The 16,855-nt window shown below is 72.2% G+C and carries 13 protein-coding genes; 8 read left to right on the forward strand and 5 right to left on the reverse strand.

The features are described from left to right. Positions 1 to 23 precede the first annotated feature (23 nt). Complete coding sequence (locus ACIQAK_RS04700) at positions 24 to 593, reverse strand: DUF4245 domain-containing protein (protein WP_366392572.1); 570 nt, start codon at positions 591 to 593, stop codon at positions 24 to 26. A gap of 172 nt (positions 594 to 765) precedes the next feature. On the opposite strand from ACIQAK_RS04700, the gene glpX reads away from it, so the two are divergent. Further along, a complete protein-coding gene (gene glpX, locus ACIQAK_RS04705; RefSeq protein ID WP_164616081.1) occupies positions 766 to 1,797 on the forward strand; it encodes a class II fructose-bisphosphatase in 1,032 nt (343 codons plus the stop codon). Positions 1,798 to 1,876: 79 nt separating this feature from the next. On the opposite strand, the gene ACIQAK_RS04710 is transcribed toward glpX, so the two are convergent. Beyond that, complete coding sequence (locus ACIQAK_RS04710) at positions 1,877 to 2,248, reverse strand: WhiB family transcriptional regulator (protein WP_366391096.1); 372 nt, start codon at positions 2,246 to 2,248, stop codon at positions 1,877 to 1,879. Between the two features lie 171 nt (positions 2,249 to 2,419). Continuing rightward, positions 2,420 to 3,127 (reverse strand): DUF1707 domain-containing protein, encoded by a 708-nt coding sequence (locus ACIQAK_RS04715; protein ID WP_366391095.1) that lies wholly within the window; start codon positions 3,125 to 3,127, stop codon positions 2,420 to 2,422. A gap of 181 nt (positions 3,128 to 3,308) precedes the next feature. Between ACIQAK_RS04715 and ACIQAK_RS04720 the strand changes: the two genes are divergently transcribed. Continuing rightward, a complete protein-coding gene (locus ACIQAK_RS04720; RefSeq protein ID WP_366391094.1) occupies positions 3,309 to 4,976 on the forward strand; it encodes a fumarate hydratase in 1,668 nt (555 codons plus the stop codon). 493 nt (positions 4,977 to 5,469) lie between these two features. Further along, on the forward strand, positions 5,470 to 6,774 hold the full coding sequence (locus ACIQAK_RS04725; protein WP_366391093.1) for a M18 family aminopeptidase: 1,305 nt from the start codon (positions 5,470 to 5,472) through the stop codon (positions 6,772 to 6,774). A gap of 55 nt (positions 6,775 to 6,829) precedes the next feature. Here the strand turns inward: ACIQAK_RS04725 and ACIQAK_RS04730 are convergent, their stop codons facing one another. After that, positions 6,830 to 8,389 carry a ricin-type beta-trefoil lectin domain protein gene (locus ACIQAK_RS04730; protein WP_366391092.1) on the reverse strand — a complete coding sequence of 520 codons (1,560 nt, stop codon included), beginning with the start codon at positions 8,387 to 8,389 and terminating at the stop codon, positions 6,830 to 6,832. 107 nt (positions 8,390 to 8,496) lie between these two features. Between ACIQAK_RS04730 and ACIQAK_RS04735 the strand changes: the two genes are divergently transcribed. From ACIQAK_RS04735 to ACIQAK_RS04745, 3 genes are all read left to right on the forward strand, one after another. Beyond that, positions 8,497 to 9,912 carry a class II fumarate hydratase gene (locus ACIQAK_RS04735; RefSeq protein ID WP_366391091.1) on the forward strand — a complete coding sequence of 472 codons (1,416 nt, stop codon included), beginning with the start codon at positions 8,497 to 8,499 and terminating at the stop codon, positions 9,910 to 9,912. An 84-nt stretch (positions 9,913 to 9,996) separates the two neighbouring features. After that, complete coding sequence (locus ACIQAK_RS04740; protein WP_366391090.1) at positions 9,997 to 10,683, forward strand: DUF402 domain-containing protein; 687 nt, start codon at positions 9,997 to 9,999, stop codon at positions 10,681 to 10,683. Between the two features lie 391 nt (positions 10,684 to 11,074). After that, positions 11,075 to 12,976: a SpoIIE family protein phosphatase gene (locus ACIQAK_RS04745; RefSeq protein WP_366391089.1), complete on the forward strand. Its 1,902-nt coding sequence runs from the start codon at positions 11,075 to 11,077 to the stop codon at positions 12,974 to 12,976. 115 nt (positions 12,977 to 13,091) lie between these two features. Here ACIQAK_RS04745 and ACIQAK_RS04750 read toward each other — a convergent pair whose 3' ends face one another. After that, positions 13,092 to 15,323, reverse strand: coding sequence for a transglycosylase domain-containing protein (locus ACIQAK_RS04750; RefSeq protein WP_366391088.1), 2,232 nt, complete (start codon positions 15,321 to 15,323; stop codon positions 13,092 to 13,094). Between the two features lie 238 nt (positions 15,324 to 15,561). On the opposite strand from ACIQAK_RS04750, the gene ACIQAK_RS04755 reads away from it, so the two are divergent. Together ACIQAK_RS04755 and ACIQAK_RS04760 are read left to right on the forward strand one after the other, a co-directional pair. Beyond that, on the forward strand, positions 15,562 to 16,533 hold the full coding sequence (locus tag ACIQAK_RS04755; protein ID WP_366391108.1) for an SPFH domain-containing protein: 972 nt from the start codon (positions 15,562 to 15,564) through the stop codon (positions 16,531 to 16,533). Further along, on the forward strand, positions 16,530 to 16,841 hold the full coding sequence (locus ACIQAK_RS04760; protein WP_366391087.1) for a hypothetical protein: 312 nt from the start codon (positions 16,530 to 16,532) through the stop codon (positions 16,839 to 16,841). The genes ACIQAK_RS04755 and ACIQAK_RS04760 overlap by 4 nt, the downstream gene beginning before the upstream one ends. Positions 16,842 to 16,855: the final 14 nt, after the last annotated feature.

Consider the following 16,855-nt stretch of genomic DNA (forward strand, 5'->3'; position numbering starts at 1 on the left):
CGTACAGCGGAGCAGGCCGCCCGTCAGGAGGCGGGCGCGGAAGCTGAGGGCGCGGGCGTCCCGGCCGGTTCCGTCCGCAGCGCCGCGGCCATCTCCACCAGCCGCTCCTTGGGCGCCGAGCCGGTCACCACGGTGGTGTGCCCCTTGCCCGGCAGGACCAGGGCGTCGTACTTCGCGCCCTTCCAGTACTGCCACGCGCGGCCCGCCACCGTCTCGGTGGTCCCGCTGTCCTTGGCCCGCCGGCTGACCTGGGGGACGTACGTCCGCGCGGCGGCGGTGGACTGCTCGACCGCGACGTACTTGCCGTCCGGGTCGAGGAAGCCGATGTGCCAGGCCTTGCCCGCGGCGGCGTCGTACCTGACGGAGGTCGGCTTCCACTTCTCCGGCAGGCCCTCCGGCGCGGCGACCGGGTAGGGGGCGGCGACCCGCACCGTCGCCAGTTCCACGGTGAAGTCGACGGCCTTGACCGGGTCGGCGTTCTCGTCGTGCGGAACGAAGATGTAGATGACGCCCGCACAGGCGGCGGTCACCAGGGTCGACAGAAACATGTTCCGGACCGTCTGCTTGCCTCGCTTGCTTGCCACGGCGTCCATGGTGGCACGGGGCCTGACCCGCCCGGCCGCAGGGTAGGCGCTGACGGTGGGTGGCGGCGGGGGCACGGACCGCGGTGCTCATGCGTGACCCGCACTGCTCATTTTATCGACCTACCGATAGAGTCACAGCACCCTCATATCCGGTCGTCGCCGTACAGAAAGGTGCGCTCCGATGTCCGAGCATCATCTGCCGTCCCAACTGGAGGTCTCCCCGGAGGCCCCCGACCGCAACCTGGCCCTGGAGTTGGTCCGGGTCACCGAGGCCGCCGCGATGGCCGCCGGGCGCTGGGTGGGCCGCGGCGACAAGATCGGCGCCGACGGCGCCGCCGTGAAGGCCATGCGCACCCTCGTCTCGACCGTCTCGATGAACGGCGTCGTCGTCATCGGGGAGGGCGAGAAGGACGAGGCCCCCATGCTGTTCAACGGCGAACGGGTCGGCGACGGCACCGGCGCCGAGGTCGACATCGCGGTCGACCCGATCGACGGCACCACGCTCAACGCCAAGGGCATGCCGAACGCGATCGCCGTGCTGGCGGCCGCCGACCGCGGGGCGATGTTCGACCCGTCCGCGGTCTTCTACATGGACAAGCTGGTCACGGGCCCCGAGGCGGCGGACTTCGTCGACATCGACGCGCCCGTGTCGGTGAACATCCGGCGCGTCGCCCGGGCGAAGAACTCCACGCCCGAGGACGTCACCGTCGTCATCCTGGACCGGCCGCGCCACGAGGGCATCGTCAAGGAGATCCGGGAGACCGGCGCCCGGATCAAGTTCATCTCCGACGGCGACGTGGCGGGCTCCATCATGGCCGCCCGTGAGGGCACCGGCGTCGACCTGCTGATGGGCATCGGCGGCACTCCCGAGGGCATCATCTCGGCGTGCGCCATAAAGTGCCTCGGCGGCGTCATCCAGGGCAAGCTCTGGCCCAAGGACGAGGCGGAGCGGCAGCGGGCGCTGGACGCGGGCCACGATCTGGACCGGGTGCTGTCCACCGACGACCTGGTCAGCGGCGACAACGTGTTCTTCGTGGCGACGGGGATCACCGACGGTGAGCTGATGCGCGGTGTGCGGTACCGCGCGGAGACGGCGACCACCGAGTCCATCGTGATGCGGTCCAAGTCGGGCACGATCCGGACGATCTCCTCCACCCACCGGTTGTCGAAGCTGCGCGCCTACAGCGCCATCGACTTCGACCGCGCGAAGTAGCGGACGGGCGGCGACGGAGAGCGGTCGTACGGGGAGGGGGTGCGGGGCCATGGCCCCGCACCCCCTCCCCGTCCGGGTCTCAGCCCGCCGCGGCTATGCGCTCCGCCGGCGCGGCGGCGGCCAGCTCGATGTCCCGCCGGCGCCGGCGGGCCAGCGCGACCCGGCGTTCGGCGGCGGTGAGGCCGCCCCACACCCCGTACGGCTCGGGCTGCACCAGCGCGTGCTCCCGGCACGCCACCATCACGGGGCAGCGCGCACAGACCCGCTTGGCGGCCTCCTCACGGGCCAGTCGGGCGGCGGTCGGCTCCTTCGACGGGGCGAAGAACAGCCCGGCTTCGTCCCGGCGGCACACCGCCTCCGAGTGCCAGGGGCCCGCCTCGTCCTCCCGGGCGGGGGCCCGCTGGGCAGGAACGGCGGCGACCTGCAGAGGCTGATGCGGCGGTTGCAGCACGGTCTACTCCTGACGACGGCTACGGCTTCGGCTTCGCGAGCGAGAGACGATGCAGCAGTCCATACCCACCGTGTGTGCGGCTAAGCACGCAGCGCCACCGGCGCACGGTGTGCGGGAGGGGCTCCGGGAGGTGTTCTGGCTGATTCCCGAAGGGCGGCCGCCCCGCCCCGCTCAGTGCCCCAGGTGCTTGCGCAGCCGGCTCTGGAGGTCCGCGACGAACTTGCCGCGCCTGGGCTTCGCCTCCACGCTGCCGAGCACCGCGTAGCCGTTCACGACGACGACCGGGGCTTGCGGGTCCGCCGACTCCAGCGTGCGTACGTCGAAGCTGCCGAGGACGCCCGTCCCGCTGCCGCGCAGCGTGATGTTCTCCGGCACCCGGATCTCCACGCTGCCGAAGAGGGAGGTCGCGTTGATGACCGTCAGTCGTTGGCCGAAAAGCGCTTCGGTCAGATCGATCTCGACGCTGCCGAAGAGGGAGAAGGCGTTCGTCCGGGGACCGACCCGCCAGCGGCCCTTCCGGGTGGCGCTGCTGAAGACCGCGACGAGATGCTCCGCCGGGCCGTCGGGGGACTCGGGGCCGTACGCGTACGCCTGCTGTTCCGGGCGCGGGGCCGCCGTGCCGGAGGAGGCGGGCAGATCGCGGACCAGCGGCTGGAGTTCACCGACGGTCCTGGCCCGGTAGACGAGGTCGACCCGCTCCGCGTGCTCGTCCGCCGTCAGACGCCCCTCGGCCATCGCCTCGCGCAGGATGTCCGCGATCCGGTCGCGGTCGGCGTCGGAGGCGCGGAGGGAGTCGCCGGGCACGGCGTCGGCGGGAGAGACCTGGGCGGGTGCGGCGGGCGGCCGCGCGGGCTGCTGGGGCTGCTTCTCTAGGTCCACCGCCCCAGGGTACCCAGACGCGATAGATCGCAACTACCCCTCCGGGCGGCGCGCCGCACCCCCGGGGCGGGTCTCCAGGTGAGCCTTACCTCACAGGATCGGTGCGAAGGCGGCGTTCTACCCTGGTTGACGCGCTGCCCGAGGGAGGTCAGCCGCTGTCGCCGAGTGAGGAATGGCCGTCATGCCAGAGTTTGCGTACTCCGATCTGCTCCCGCTGGGAGAGGACACCACGCCGTACCGTCTGGTGACCGCCGAGGGTGTCTCCACCTTCGAGGCCGACGGCCGTACGTTCCTCAAGGTCGAGCCGGAGGCGCTGCGCACGCTGGCCGCCGAGGCGATGCACGACATCTCGCACTACCTGCGCCCGGCCCACCTGGCCCAGCTGCGGCGGATCATCGACGACCCGGAGGCCTCCTCCAACGACAAGTTCGTGGCGCTGGACCTGCTGAAGAACGCCAACATCGCCGCCGCCGGCGTCCTGCCGATGTGCCAGGACACCGGCACGGCGATCGTCATGGGCAAGCGCGGGCAGAACGTGCTGACCGAGGGCGGTGACGAGGAGGCGCTGTCGCACGGCATCTTCGACGCGTACACCGAGCTCAACCTGCGCTACTCGCAGATGGCCCCGCTGACCATGTGGGACGAGAGGAACACCGGCTCCAACCTGCCGGCCCAGATCGAGCTGTACGCCACCGACGGCGGCGCGTACAAGTTCCTGTTCATGGCCAAGGGCGGCGGCTCGGCCAACAAGTCGTTCCTCTACCAGGAGACGAAGGCCGTCCTGAACGAGGCCTCCATGATGAAGTTCCTGGAGGAGAAGATCCGCTCGCTGGGGACCGCGGCCTGCCCGCCGTACCACCTGGCGATCGTGGTCGGCGGTACCTCGGCGGAGTTCGCGCTGAAGACCGCGAAGTACGCCTCCGCGCACTACCTGGACGAGCTGCCCGCCGAGGGCTCGCCCACCGGGCACGGCTTCCGGGACAAGGAGCTGGAGGAGAAGGTCTTCGAGCTGACGCAGAGGATCGGGATCGGCGCGCAGTTCGGCGGCAAGTACTTCTGCCACGACGTGCGCGTGGTGCGCCTGCCCCGGCACGGCGCCTCGCTGCCCGTCGCCATCGCCGTCTCCTGCTCGGCCGACCGGCAGGCCACCGCGAAGATCACCGCCGAGGGGGTGTTCCTGGAGCAGCTGGAGAAGGACCCGGCGCGCTTCCTGCCCGACACCACCGACGAGCACCTCGACGAGGCCGGCGACGTGGTGAGGATCGACCTCAACCGGCCGATGGACGAGGTGCTGGCCGAGCTGACCAGGTACCCGGTCAAGACCCGGCTCTCGCTGACCGGCCCGCTGGTCGTGGCGCGCGACATCGCGCACGCCAAGATCAAGGAACGGCTGGACGCGGGCGAGGAGATGCCGCAGTACCTGAAGGACCACCCGGTCTACTACGCGGGGCCGGCGAAGACGCCCGAGGGGTACGCCTCCGGCTCCTTCGGCCCCACGACGGCCGGCCGGATGGACTCCTACGTGGCGCAGTTCCAGGCGGCGGGCGGCTCCAAGGTGATGCTCGCCAAGGGCAACCGCAGCAAACAGGTCACCGACGCCTGCGACGCGCACGGCGGCTTCTACCTCGGCTCGATCGGCGGCCCCGCGGCCCGCCTCGCGCAGGACTGCATCAAGAAGGTCGAGGTCGTCGAGTACGAGGAGCTCGGCATGGAGGCGGTCTGGCGGATCGAGGTCGAGGACTTCCCCGCGTTCATCGTGGTCGACGACAAGGGCAACGACTTCTTCACCGAGCCCGCCCCGGCGCCGACGTTCACCAGCATTCCGGTCCGGGGCCCCGGCCTGGGCTGACCGGCGGCCGCAGCGGTCGGCGAGGAGGGGGCGTCCGAACGGGCGCCCCCTCCGCCGTGTTCGGGCGCGGCGACACCGTACGTACGTCGAGTTCAAGCCAAATTCGCGGCCGCACCGGCTCCCTGCGCGGGTCGGCCCGGAACAGGTGCGACCGACGCCGTCGCGCGCCCGCCCACCGCCCTGCGGATCGTCCGGCCGCCACCGGCAGGGCGCTGTCAGCTCGCCCGAACGGACCGCGCGCGAACAGGCGTTAGGGAACTCTCCCGGTCCGGGCCCCGGGAGCGGCCGCTGCCGCGTCGGGGCGATGGCCGGTCCGGCACCGCCGCTTTCCCGCAGCCCGCCGTCCCTCGGGCTTGCGCCGCACCGGGCCGCCGCGAAGGGTTGTCGAACGTTCCTGCAATTCTCCACCGGCCTGATCCGCCGGGCACCCCTCGGCGCCCGCGGACCCTTCGCCCGCGCAGCCACTGCCGAACTCCGGAAAGGCGGACGCCGAATGACTCCGGCCCCCCACCGCAGCCACACCGACGACCTGCTCGCCTTCATCGCCGCCAGCCCCTCCCCGTACCATGTGGTCGCGAGCGCCGCCCAGCGGCTGGAGAAGGCCGGGTTCCGCGAGCTGCTCGGCACGGACGACTGGACCGGGGCCACCGGCGGCTGCTTCGTCAGCCGGGCCGGTGCGCTGATCGCGTGGTACGTGCCCGAGGGCGCGCCCGCGCACACCCCGTTCCGGATCATCGGAACCCACACCGACTCGCCGAACCTGCGGATCAAACCCGCACCCGACACCGGCTCCTCGGGGTGGCGGCAGATCGGGGTGGAGATCTACGGCGGGGTCCCGCTGAACACCTGGCTCGACCGGGACCTCGGCATCTCGGGCCGGCTCGCGCTGCGCGGCGGTCCGGACGGCGCCCCGCGCAGCCGGCTGGTCCAGATCGACGAACCCCTGCTGCGCGTCCCCCAGTTGGCCATCCACCTGGACCGCACGGTCAACGACGGGGTGGCGCTGGACCGGCAGCGCCACATCGCCCCCATCTGGGCGCTCGGTGACCCGCGCGAGGGCGAGCTGCTGCGGCTCGTGGCGTCGGCGGCCGGGGAGGACCCGGCCGACGTGCTGGGCTGGGACCTGATGCTGCACGACATCCAGCAGCCCGGATACCTGGGCGCCGAGCGGGAGTTCGTCGTGGCGTCCCGGCTGGACAACCAGGTCTCGGTGCACGCGGGGGTGACCGCCCTGGTGGACGCCGCGACCGGCGTCACCGAGCCGTCCTTCGTCCCGGTGCTGGCCGCCTTCGACCACGAGGAGGTCGGCAGCGCCTCCGAGACGGGCGCCCAGAGTCCGCTGCTGGAGCGGGTGCTCTCGCGCTCGGTCTCGGCCCGGGGCGGCAGCGACGAGGACTGGTCGCGGGCCCTGGCGGGCGCGTTCTGCGTCTCCGCCGACATGGCGCACGCGGTGCACCCCAACTACGCCGAGCGCCACGACCCCGACCACCGCCCGCTGCCCAACGGCGGCCCCACGGTCAAGGTGAACGTCAACCAGCGGTACGCCACCGACTCCACCGGCATCGCGCTGTTCACGGCGGCCTGCGAGCGGGCGGGCGCCCCCTGGCAGCCGTTCGTCGCCAACAACGCGATGCCCTGCGGCACGTCGATCGGCCCGCTCACCGCGGCCCGCCTCGGCGTCACCACGGTGGACGTGGGGGTGCCCGGCCTCTCCATGCACTCGGCGCGCGAGTTGTGCGGGGTGGACGACCCGGCGTACCTGGCGGCCATCCTGGGCGCGGTGGTGCTCGGGGGCTGACCGCACACGGTGGGGGCGGGGCCCTCCGGCGCCCGCCCCCACCCCGGTCGGCCGACTACCCGAAGCGCTGCTTCGCGCTGCCGTCGCACGTCTGGAGCCTGAGCGGGTCCTTGGCCCCCGCCAGCGTCAGACAGAGCCCGGTCGCGGCGGCCGGGCGGAGGGTGCCCGCCTGGCGGACGAACGTCTGGTTGGCCGCGCCCGCGCAGTTCCACACGACGAGGGTCGCGCCCGCGGTGTACTTGGCGCCCGGGACGTCCAGGCACCGGTCGTGGCTGAGGGCCGGGCGCACGGTCTGCGTACCGGCGTCGTACCACCAGTTCTGGTTGCGGCCGCCGTGGCAGTCCCAGCCGCCGATCGCGGTGCCGTTGCGGGTCACCGAGGCCGGGACGTCCACACAGGTGCCGGTGGCCTCGTTCCTCAGCGGGGCGAACAGGTCGTCCCAGGCCGCCCGCTGGAGCACCGGACTCCCCGTGCTCGCCGGGTCGGCGCAGCTCGCCTCGCGGAGTCCGGAGTCGTACAGCTGGGTGAGGCAGGAGGCGAAGGCCCGGTGGCCGGCCGCGTTGGGGTGGAAGGACTGGCGTACGGAGTTCTCGTCGGGCAGTCCGGGCTTGCCCAGGTCGATGTAGAGGCCGCGCGCCCAGGGACTCTCGCCGCACACCTCGTGACCGTGGAAGAGGCGGGAGTTGTCCAGGTAGGCGGCTCCGGTGGAGGCCGCGGCCCTGCGCATGCCGGCCTGGAAGGCGGGCACGGCGACGTTGCGGCCCCAGGCGGTGTCGGAGTCGTAGCCGAGACCACCGCAGGCGAGCTTCCCGGGGAAGTTCGGGTTGTCGTGGAAGTCCGGGCCGATGGGGCTCGGGTAGCCCATCAGGACGAGCTTGTAGTCGCCGTTCGCGTACCCGGCGTCGCTCATGACGGTACGCAGGTCGCGTACGGTCGCCTCGACCTTGGGCACCAGCGCGTCCACGCGGGCCTGCCAGCCGCCGGCGTACTTGGGCTCGCACGGGCCCTGGAGGGTGAGGTAGCGGACCACGCAGTCCGTCATGACCGGGCCGAACTGGAGGTCGTCATTGGCCCCGGCGACCAGGACGATCATCTTGATCCGGGTGTTGCGGGCCTTGATCGCGAGACTGTCGCTCTGGACCAGCTCGTCGGCGTACTGCTTGGTTCCGCCGATCCTGATGTTCCCGCTGTAGGCGCCGGAGCAGGAGACGTTGTACGTGAGGTCCGCCGCGATGCCCGTGCGGTGGATGGCGGCCTCCGGCGAGCGGTGGCACCAGTTGTCCGGTCCGTTGGTGCCGGGATCGTAGGTGCCGACACCCTCGCCGGAGATCTCGCTGTCGCCGAGCGAGATCAGCCCGCTCTTGCGTTCGGCGAGCGGCCGTTCGGCGGGGCTGCCGTACAGCCGGGTGGCCTCGGCCGCCCGGATCGTTTCCAGCGCGGGCGGGAGAGGAGTGGATGCGATAGTGCTGGTGCCGGTACCCGACTCGGCCGCGCCGGCCGGTCCGGTGACCACCAGGGTTCCGGCGGCCACCGCGAGCGCGGCGGTGACAGCGGCCGTACAGCGGAGCCGGCGAAGGCTTCGGAGCCCTCGAAGTCTGAGCCTGGTGCGCCTCATTGCGCCTCCCGGGTGTGTGGTTACCCCCGGTATTTACTGGCCGGTAGGCGACTTGGGAATACATCGAACAAGACATGTGCTCATCTTTTTCAGGAGGTTTAAACACGATGGTTGAAGCGTCGGCAGACACGACGGGCTCCGCGGAGTTCCGGATCGAGCACGACTCGATGGGTGAGGTGCGGGTCCCGGCCCATGCCAAGTGGCGTGCGCAGACCCAGCGGGCGGTGGAGAACTTCCCCATCTCCGGACAGCGGCTCGAGCGGGCGCACATCGAGGCGCTGGCCCGCATCAAGGGCGCGGCCGCCAAGGTCAACGCCGAGCTGAAGGTGCTCGACCCGGACATCGCGGGCGCGATCCGGGAGGCGGCCGCCGAGGTCGCGTCGGGCCGCTGGGACGAGCACTTCCCGGTCGACGTCTTCCAGACGGGCTCGGGCACCTCCTCCAACATGAACACCAACGAGGTCATCGCCACCCTCGCCACCGAGCGGCTGGGCCGCGAGGTCCACCCCAACGACCACGTCAACGCCTCGCAGTCGTCCAACGACGTCTTCCCGTCCTCCATCCACATCGCGGCGACCGCCGCCGTCACCGCCGACCTGATCCCCGCCCTGGACCACCTGGCCACGTCCCTGGGGCGGAAATCGGCCGAGTTCGCGGAGGTCGTGAAGTCGGGGCGTACGCACCTGATGGACGCCACCCCGGTCACCCTCGGCCAGGAGTTCGGCGGCTACGCGGCCCAGATCCGCCACGGCGTGGAGCGGCTGCGCGCCTCCCTGCCCCGCCTCGCCGAACTCCCCCTGGGCGGTACGGCGGTGGGCACCGGCATCAACACCCCGCCCGGCTTCTCCGCCGCCGTGATCGCCGAGGTCGCCTCGGCCACCGGGCTGCCGCTGACCGAGGCCCGCGACCACTTCGAGGCGCAGGGCGCCCGGGACGGGCTGGTGGAGACCTCGGGCCAGCTCCGTACGATCGCGGTCTCGCTCACGAAGATCTCCAACGACCTGCGGTGGATGGCCTCGGGCCCGCGCACCGGCCTGGCCGAGATCAACCTCCCCGACCTCCAGCCCGGCTCGTCCATCATGCCGGGCAAGGTCAACCCGGTCATCCCGGAGGCCGTCCTGATGGTCGCCGCCCAGGTCACCGGGAACGACGCGACGGTCGCCACGGCGGGCGCGGCGGGCAACTTCGAGCTGAACGTGATGCTCCCGGTCATCGCCAAGAACCTGCTGGAGTCCGTACGGCTGCTGGCCAACGCCTCCCGGCTGCTGGCCGACCGCACGGTGGACGGGATCACCGCCAACGTGGAGCGGGCCCGCGCCTACGCGGAGTCCTCCCCCTCGGTGGTCACCCCGCTCAACAAGTACATCGGGTACGAGGAGGCGGCGAAGGTCGCCAAGCAGTCCCTCAAGGACGGCACGACCATCCGTGAGACCGTGCTGGCCTCGGGGTACGTCGAGCGCGGTGATCTGACGGTGGAGCAACTGGACGAGGCGCTGGACGTGTTGCGGATGACACGGCCGTGACGCGTGCCACGCGTGGGCTCACCCGGGCACACCGGGTGACCTGAGTCGCAGCGAGCGGGCGCGGACGCTCCGTAAGATCTCTTCATGACAGCTACGGGAGAGTGCGCACGTTGGGCGCCGGGGGACCAGATCCTCTGGCGCTACCGCGACAACGGCCGGGTCCACCGGGCGCCCGGCGCCCCGCCCGTGCACATCTGCCGCCCGGTGACCGTCGTCCAGGACACCGCCGAGCTGCTCGCCGTCTGGATGGCGCCCGGCACCGAATGCGTACGGCCGGTCCTGGCCGACGGCACCCAGGTGCACGCCGAGCCGCTGGCCACCCGCTACACCGCGCCGCGCACCACGGCCCGCTCCACCTGGTTCGGCACGGGGGTGCTGAAGCTGGCCCGGCCCGGCGACCCGTGGTCGGTCTGGCTGTTCTGGGACCGGGGGTGGCTCTTCCGGAACTGGTACGTGAACCTGGAGGAGCCGCACACCCGGTGGTCCGGAGGGGTGGATTCCGAGGATCACTTTCTCGACATCTCCGTGAACCCGGACCGGAGCTGGAAGTGGCTCGACGAGGACGAGTTCGCCCAGGCGCAGCACGTCGGTCTGATGGACCGGGAGACCGCCGCCCGGGTCCGGGAGGCGGGCCTGGCGGCGGTCGAGGTGATCACCGGGTGGGGCTCGCCGTTCCGGGACGGCTGGGAGCACTGGCGGCCCGATCCGCGGTGGCCGGTTCCGCCGCTGCCGGATGACTGGGACCGCACCCCTGCCCATATGCCGTCGTGAGACCCTGGACGCATCCCCCCGGGGCCCGGTCGGCAGGCCCGGTTCCCCGAGGGACGCGTCGGCCGGACCGGCGCGCACCACACCGGATCTGACCACAAGTCATCGCACCGGTCGTGCGGACCGACGGGCCACGGACCCGGCCGGCCCGCCCGGTCGCAGGACCACCACGAGGGGGTGGAGACGTGTTCGCTGCGCACGGCCGCGCCGTTCCGAGCAGACCCGCCGCCGCGCGGAACGCCGTCCTCCGGCCATCTCGCGGACGTTCGGTTTCGGCCCCGGGTGCGGGGGCATCCGCAGACAGCCGTTGTCCTCATCGCGGTCGCCGGGGCACAGTGGCGCCCCACGAGGTGACTGCCTCATACAACCGGCCCGGACGGACGGAATCCCACGCGTGACGGAGCACCCCACCTCCCACGAAGGCCGGCAGCCCCTCGCGGCACGGCAGCAGGAGCGCACCCGGCCCCGGCAGCAGGACGCCGCGGCCGCGGCCGCCGCTGCGGCGATCCCCTCGCCGGCCGCCGCGCCGAACCCGGGCCCCGGACCGGCCGCCGTCGCCGAGGCGCAGGCGGCCACCCGCCGCGAGGGCGACCGGCTGCGCTTCGTCGGCGCGGCGACCCGGCGGATCGCCCGCGGCATAGACCTGGACGAGATCGTCCTGGGGCTGTGCCGGGCGAGCGTGCCGACGTTCTCCGACGCGATCCTGGTCTATCTGCGCGACCCCCTGCCGGTCGGGGACGAGCGGCCGGTGAGCCCGTTCGTGCTGCGGCTGCGCCGCAGTGACCGGCTCCGGCTCACCGGCGAGGACGCCGAGGCAGGCCCCGAGACGGAGCGGCTGCGGCCCCTGCTCACCGACCCGACGGCCGACCTGATGCCCGCCGCCGAGCTGTGCGAGGTGCGGGCGGGCGGCGCGCTGGCCGAGGTGCTGCGCGGGGTGCGGCCGGTCTTCGGCGACTCGGCGGCGGCCCGGGCCGCGCTGCCCGAACTGCTCGGTCCCGGGCGCCCGGCCCCCACCGGCCACCGCGCGATCCTCGCCCCGCTGCGCGGCAGGCGCCGGGTGATCGGCGCCGCCGTCTTCGTACGGGGCACCGAGCGGCCCGCGTTCGAGGCCAGTGACCTGCTGGTGGCCGCCCAGCTGGCGACGCACACCGCGCTCGGCATCGACAAGGCCGTGCTGTACGGGCGCGAGGCCTACATCGCCGACGAGCTCCAGCGCACCATGCTCCCCGACTCGCTCCCCCAGCCCACCGGCGTACGCCTGGCCTCGCGTTACCTCCCGGCGGCCGAGACCGCCCGGGTCGGCGGCGACTGGTACGACGCGATCCCGCTGCCCGGCAGCCGGGTCGCGCTGGTCGTCGGCGATGTGATGGGCCACTCCATGACCTCCGCGGCGATCATGGGCCAGCTGCGCACGACGGCGCAGACCCTGGCCGGTCTCGACCTGCCGCCGCAGGAGGTGCTGCACCACCTGGACGAGCAGGCGCAGCGGCTCGGCAGCGACCGCATGGCGACCTGCCTGTACGCGGTGTACGACCCGGTCGCGCACCGGATCACCATCGCCAACGCCGGACACCCGCCCCCCGTGCTGCTGCACCTGGGCGGCCGGGCCGAGGTGCTGCGGGTGCCGCCGGGCGCCCCGATCGGGGTGGGCGGCGTCGACTTCGAGGCCGTCGAGCTGGACGCCCCGGCCGGCGCCACGCTGCTCCTCTACACCGACGGCCTGGTCGAGTCGCGGCTGCGGGACGTGTGGACGGGCATCGAGCAGCTGCGGGAGCGCCTCGCGGCCACCGCACAGCTCACCGGCCCGGACCACGCGCCGCCGCTGGAGGCCCTCTGCGACGACGTGCTCGACATGCTGGGCCCGGGCGACCGGGACGACGACATCGCGCTGCTCGCCGCCCGCTTCGACGGGATCGCGCCGAGCGATGTGGCGTACTGGTACCTGGAGCCGGAGGACGCGGCCCCGGGCCGGGCCCGCAGGCTGGCCCGGCGGGCGCTGAGCCGGTGGGGCCTGGACGAGCTGTCCGACGAGGTGGAGCTGCTGGTCAGCGAGGTCGTCACCAACGCGGTGCGTTACGCGGAGCGGCCGGTGACGCTGCGGCTGCTGCGGACGGACATCCTGCGCTGCGAGGTCGGCGACGACTCCCCGCAGCTGCCCCGGCAGCGCCGGGCGCGGGAGACGGACGAGGGCGGCCGCGGACTGTTCCTGGTGAACCGGCTGGCCCGGCGGTGGGGCGCGACCCGGCTGTCGACGGGCAAGGTCGTCTGGTTCGAGATGGCGACCCGGAGTCAGTAGCCGTCCCCGGGCCCGCGGTCGGGGGCCGTACGGGTCCGCGTAGTCGGTAGCCGTACAGGGGGCGGGGGCGGTGCCGGCCGGCACCGCCCCTGCCCCCTGCGTCACGCGCGCGGGGTCACTCCCGCGGCACGTCCGCACCCCCGGGACGCTCACCCGGCTGTCCGTCGCTCTCCCCGGGCAGGGGCGGCAGCTCGGGGCTCTTGGTGGGCGGGGTGACGGGCGGGGAGCTCGTCGGCGGGACCGAGGGCGACGACGGGCTCTCGCTGGGCGTCTCGCTCGGGGTCTTCGAGGGCGTCTCGGACGGCGTCGGCTCCTCGGACGGGGTGGGCTCCTCGGACGGGGTCTCCGAAGGGGTCGGCGGAGCGGGCACCTCGCCGCGCTCCACGTCCTGGAGGTCGAACCGCGCGTCCGAGCCGCCGCCGAGGGCGCCGCGGGTGTAGTCCGCCCAGATGCGGGCCGGGAAGCCACCGCCGTTGGCCCGGCCGGAGTTGGCCGTACCGGTGAGGGAGACCTGCCGGCCGCCCTGGGGCGACTCGCCGAAGAGGGCCACGACCGTGGCCAGTTCGGGGGTGTACCCGGCGAACCAGGCCGACTTGTTCTCCTCCGATGTGCCCGTCTTGCCGGCCGCCTGGTAGGCGGAGGTGCTGGCCGCGCTGCCGGAGCCGGAGGTGACGACCCCGGTGAGCGCGGAGGTCACGGTGTCGGCCGACGCGCGGCTGATCGCCTGCTCCCGCTTGGGCGTCTGCGGCTTGACCTTGCGGTCGCGGTGCTCGGCGGACTGGAGGATGTGCGGGGTGACCTTGCGGCCGTGGTTGTCGAGGGTCGCGTAGACCCCCGCCATGTCCCAGGTGGAGGCGTTCATGGTGCCGAGGGTGACGGCGGGGCGCTCGGGGAAGTTCTTGTCCGGTACGCCGAGGGCGAGCGCGGTCCGCTTGGTGGCGGCGGGCGTCACGTCCACGATCATCTGCGCGAAGACGGAGTTGACCGAGCTGTTCATCGCCTGCTGGACCGAGATCGGGCCGTAGCTCCGGTCGTCCTCGTTCTGCGGGGCGAACGGGGTGTCGCTGCCGACGACGGGCCGCTTGCTGGTGCCGTCGTAGACCGTGTCCAGCCCGATCAGACTGCCGTCCCGGGTCTGCGAGTCGTTCTCCAGGGCGGAGGCGAGCACCAGCGGCTTGAAGGTCGAGGCGGGCTGGTAGTCCCGGCGGGTGGCGTTGCTCGTGTAGTGCTTGACGTAGTCCTCGCCGCCGTACAGCGCGAGGACCCTGCCGGTCTTCGGGTCGACGGAGGTCGCGCCCGCCTGGACGGTGGCGTCGATCTTGTTGCCCTCGCGGTCGAGCTTCGACTCCAGCTCCTTGTCCACCGACTTCTCCAGCTGCCGCTGGCGCTTCTTGTCGATGGTGAGGGTGAACGTCCAGCCGCCCGCCTCACGGTCCTCGGCGGAGATGCCCTGCTTGTCCAGCTCCTTGTTGACCGCCTCGACGAGGTAGCCGGTCTGGCCCTCCATGCCCTTGGCGGGCTTGGGCTTCTGTGGGACGGGGAACTCCTGCTGGGCGCGCTCGGACTCCTTGAGCCAGCCCATCTCGACCATGTTCCGCAGGGTGTAGGCCCAGCGCTCCTTGACCAGGCGCCTGCCGGTGTCGGTGGCGGAGTTCCAGTCGTACTGGCTGGGGGCCTGGAGGAGGGAGGCGAGGTAGGCGCCCTGGGAGACGTTCAGCTCCTTGGCGTCGATGCCGTAGTACGCCTGGGCGGCCGCCTGGATGCCGTTGGCGCCGCGTCCGTAGTAAGCGGTGTTGATGTACCCGGCGAGGATCTGCTCCTTGGACTGCTTCTGGTCGACCTTGAGGGAGATCACCAGCTCCTGGAGCTTGCGGCTGATGGTGGGGTCCTGCGTCAGGTAGTAGTTCTTCACGTACTGCTGGGTGATGGTCGAGCCACCCTGCTTGCCCTTGCCGCTGAGCGTGTTCAGCAGGGCGCGGGTCGTGCCCTTGAGGTCGACGCCCTGGTCCTTGTAGAAGGTCTTGTTCTCCGCGGCGACGAAGGTGTGCTGCACTTCCTTCGGCACCTGGGCCAGGTCGACGATCTGACGGTTGACGCCGTTGTCGGAGCGGGCGAGGACCGTGCCGTCGCTGTACTGGTAGACGTTGCTCTGCCGCTCCGCCATGGCGTTGGGCGCGGGCACGCCGACGTACAGGTAGAGCGCGCCGAAGGCGCCCATGCCCAGCAGGACGAGCCCGAAGAATGTGCCCAGCAGCTTCTTCCACGTGAAGAGCCTGCGTATGCCGCCGCCCTTCGCAGCCCGGTGCGACTCCCGCGCCGCGGCTCGTCGGGTATCCGCTCGACCCATCGCTGTGTTGCTCCCGCTTCTCTGCTCGACCGGATCGCTCGGTTGGCCCAGTCCGCTCCGACCTGCCAGCTAACACCGTCGGTATGGACAAATGACAAACGATCCAGTCTTTTACGGACGTGACAATCAGCACCCGTTCCCCTGGGAACCGACTCCCCAGGGGTGCACAAGGTTGCGAGAAGCATTAATGTGTAATCACGTTGCTAGCGCGGCGGCAGCCGCACGGAACGGGGGCCCCATAACCGGCCAGCACGACCACCACCGCCCGGACACTCCGGCGACCGACCTCGACATCGACGCGCCCGAGATGCCCGCACCGCAGGTCAGGGAGGTCACCGCGCACTCGATCCCGGGCGGCGTCGGGCTGCTCCTGACCGTCTTCGGGGTGATCGCCGGCGTCGGCCTCGCCATCGTCGGCGGCGTGCTCGGGACGGGCGGCAACAACGCCGTCGGCGTCCCGCTCTTCATCATCGGCGCGCTGCTCACCATCGCCTCCTTCTTCTGCATGAGCGGCGTGAAGATGGTCGCTCCGGGCGAGGCCCGGGTGATCCAGCTCTTCGGGCGGTACACCGGCACCATCCGCGCCGACGGGCTGCGCTGGATCAACCCGCTGACCACCAGCCGCAAGATCTCCACCCGGGTCCGTAACCACGAGACCGCCGTCCTCAAGGTCAACGACGCCTACGGCAACCCGATCGAGCTGGCCGCGATCGTCGTCTGGAAGGTCGAGGACACCGCGCAGGCCCTCTTCGAGGTCGACGACTTCAGGGAGTTCGTCGCCACCCAGACCGAGGCGGCCGTGCGGCACATCGCCATCGAGTACCCGTACGACGCCCACGAGGAGGACGGCCTCTCGCTGCGCGGCAATGCCGAGGAGATCACCGAGAAGCTGGCCGTCGAGCTGACCGCCCGGGTGAAGGCCGCGGGCGTCCTGATCATCGAGTCCCGCTTCAGCCACCTCGCGTACGCCCCCGAGATCGCCTCCGCCATGCTCCAGCGCCAGCAGGCCGGCGCGGTCGTCGCCGCCCGCCAGCAGATCGTCGAGGGCGCGGTGGGCATGGTGGAGATGGCCCTGACCCGGATCGCCGAGCAGGACATCGTGGAGCTGGACTCCGAGCGGAAGGCCGCCATGGTCAGCAATCCGATGGTCGTGCTGTGCGGTGACCGCGCGGCCCAGCCGGTCCTCAATACGGGCAGCCTCTACCAGTGACCGACCAGACGCCGCCCCGGCGGTCGCCGGCCTCCCGGCCGCAGCAGCGCAAGCAGATGCTGCTGCGGCTGGACCCCGCGGTGCACGACGCGCTGGCCCGCTGGGCCGCCGACGAACTGCGCAGCGCCAACGCGCAGATCGAGTTCCTGCTGCGCCGGGCGCTGAAGGAGGCGGGGCGGCTGCCGGGGTCCGCGGCGCCGATCGCCCGCCGGGGACGGCCGCCGAAGCGGACGCCGGAGGAGCGGGCGGAGTGGACGCCGGAGAGGCAGCCGGAGGAGCCGGAGACGCCGCCCGGAGCCGACGCGTAGAGCCGGAACCCGGC

This window comes from Streptomyces sp. NPDC088706, from assembly GCF_044752765.1.
Taxonomy (GTDB): Bacteria; Actinomycetota; Actinomycetes; order Streptomycetales; family Streptomycetaceae; genus Streptomyces.

Bases quoted from the DNA above. Each gene is read 5' to 3' on its own strand.
- ACIQAK_RS04700 (WP_366392572.1), bottom strand. From the start codon at position 593: ATGGACGCCGTGGCAAGCAAGCGAGGCAAGCAGACGGTCCGGAACATG.
- glpX (WP_164616081.1), top strand. From the start codon at position 766: ATGTCCGAGCATCATCTGCCGTCCCAACTGGAGGTCTCCCCGGAGGCC.
- ACIQAK_RS04720 (WP_366391094.1), top strand. From the start codon at position 3,309: ATGCCAGAGTTTGCGTACTCCGATCTGCTCCCGCTGGGAGAGGACACC.
- ACIQAK_RS04725 (WP_366391093.1), top strand. From the start codon at position 5,470: ATGACTCCGGCCCCCCACCGCAGCCACACCGACGACCTGCTCGCCTTC.
- ACIQAK_RS04730 (WP_366391092.1), bottom strand. From the start codon at position 8,389: ATGAGGCGCACCAGGCTCAGACTTCGAGGGCTCCGAAGCCTTCGCCGG.
- ACIQAK_RS04735 (WP_366391091.1), top strand. From the start codon at position 8,497: ATGGTTGAAGCGTCGGCAGACACGACGGGCTCCGCGGAGTTCCGGATC.
- ACIQAK_RS04740 (WP_366391090.1), top strand. From the start codon at position 9,997: ATGACAGCTACGGGAGAGTGCGCACGTTGGGCGCCGGGGGACCAGATC.
- ACIQAK_RS04750 (WP_366391088.1), bottom strand. From the start codon at position 15,323: ATGGGTCGAGCGGATACCCGACGAGCCGCGGCGCGGGAGTCGCACCGG.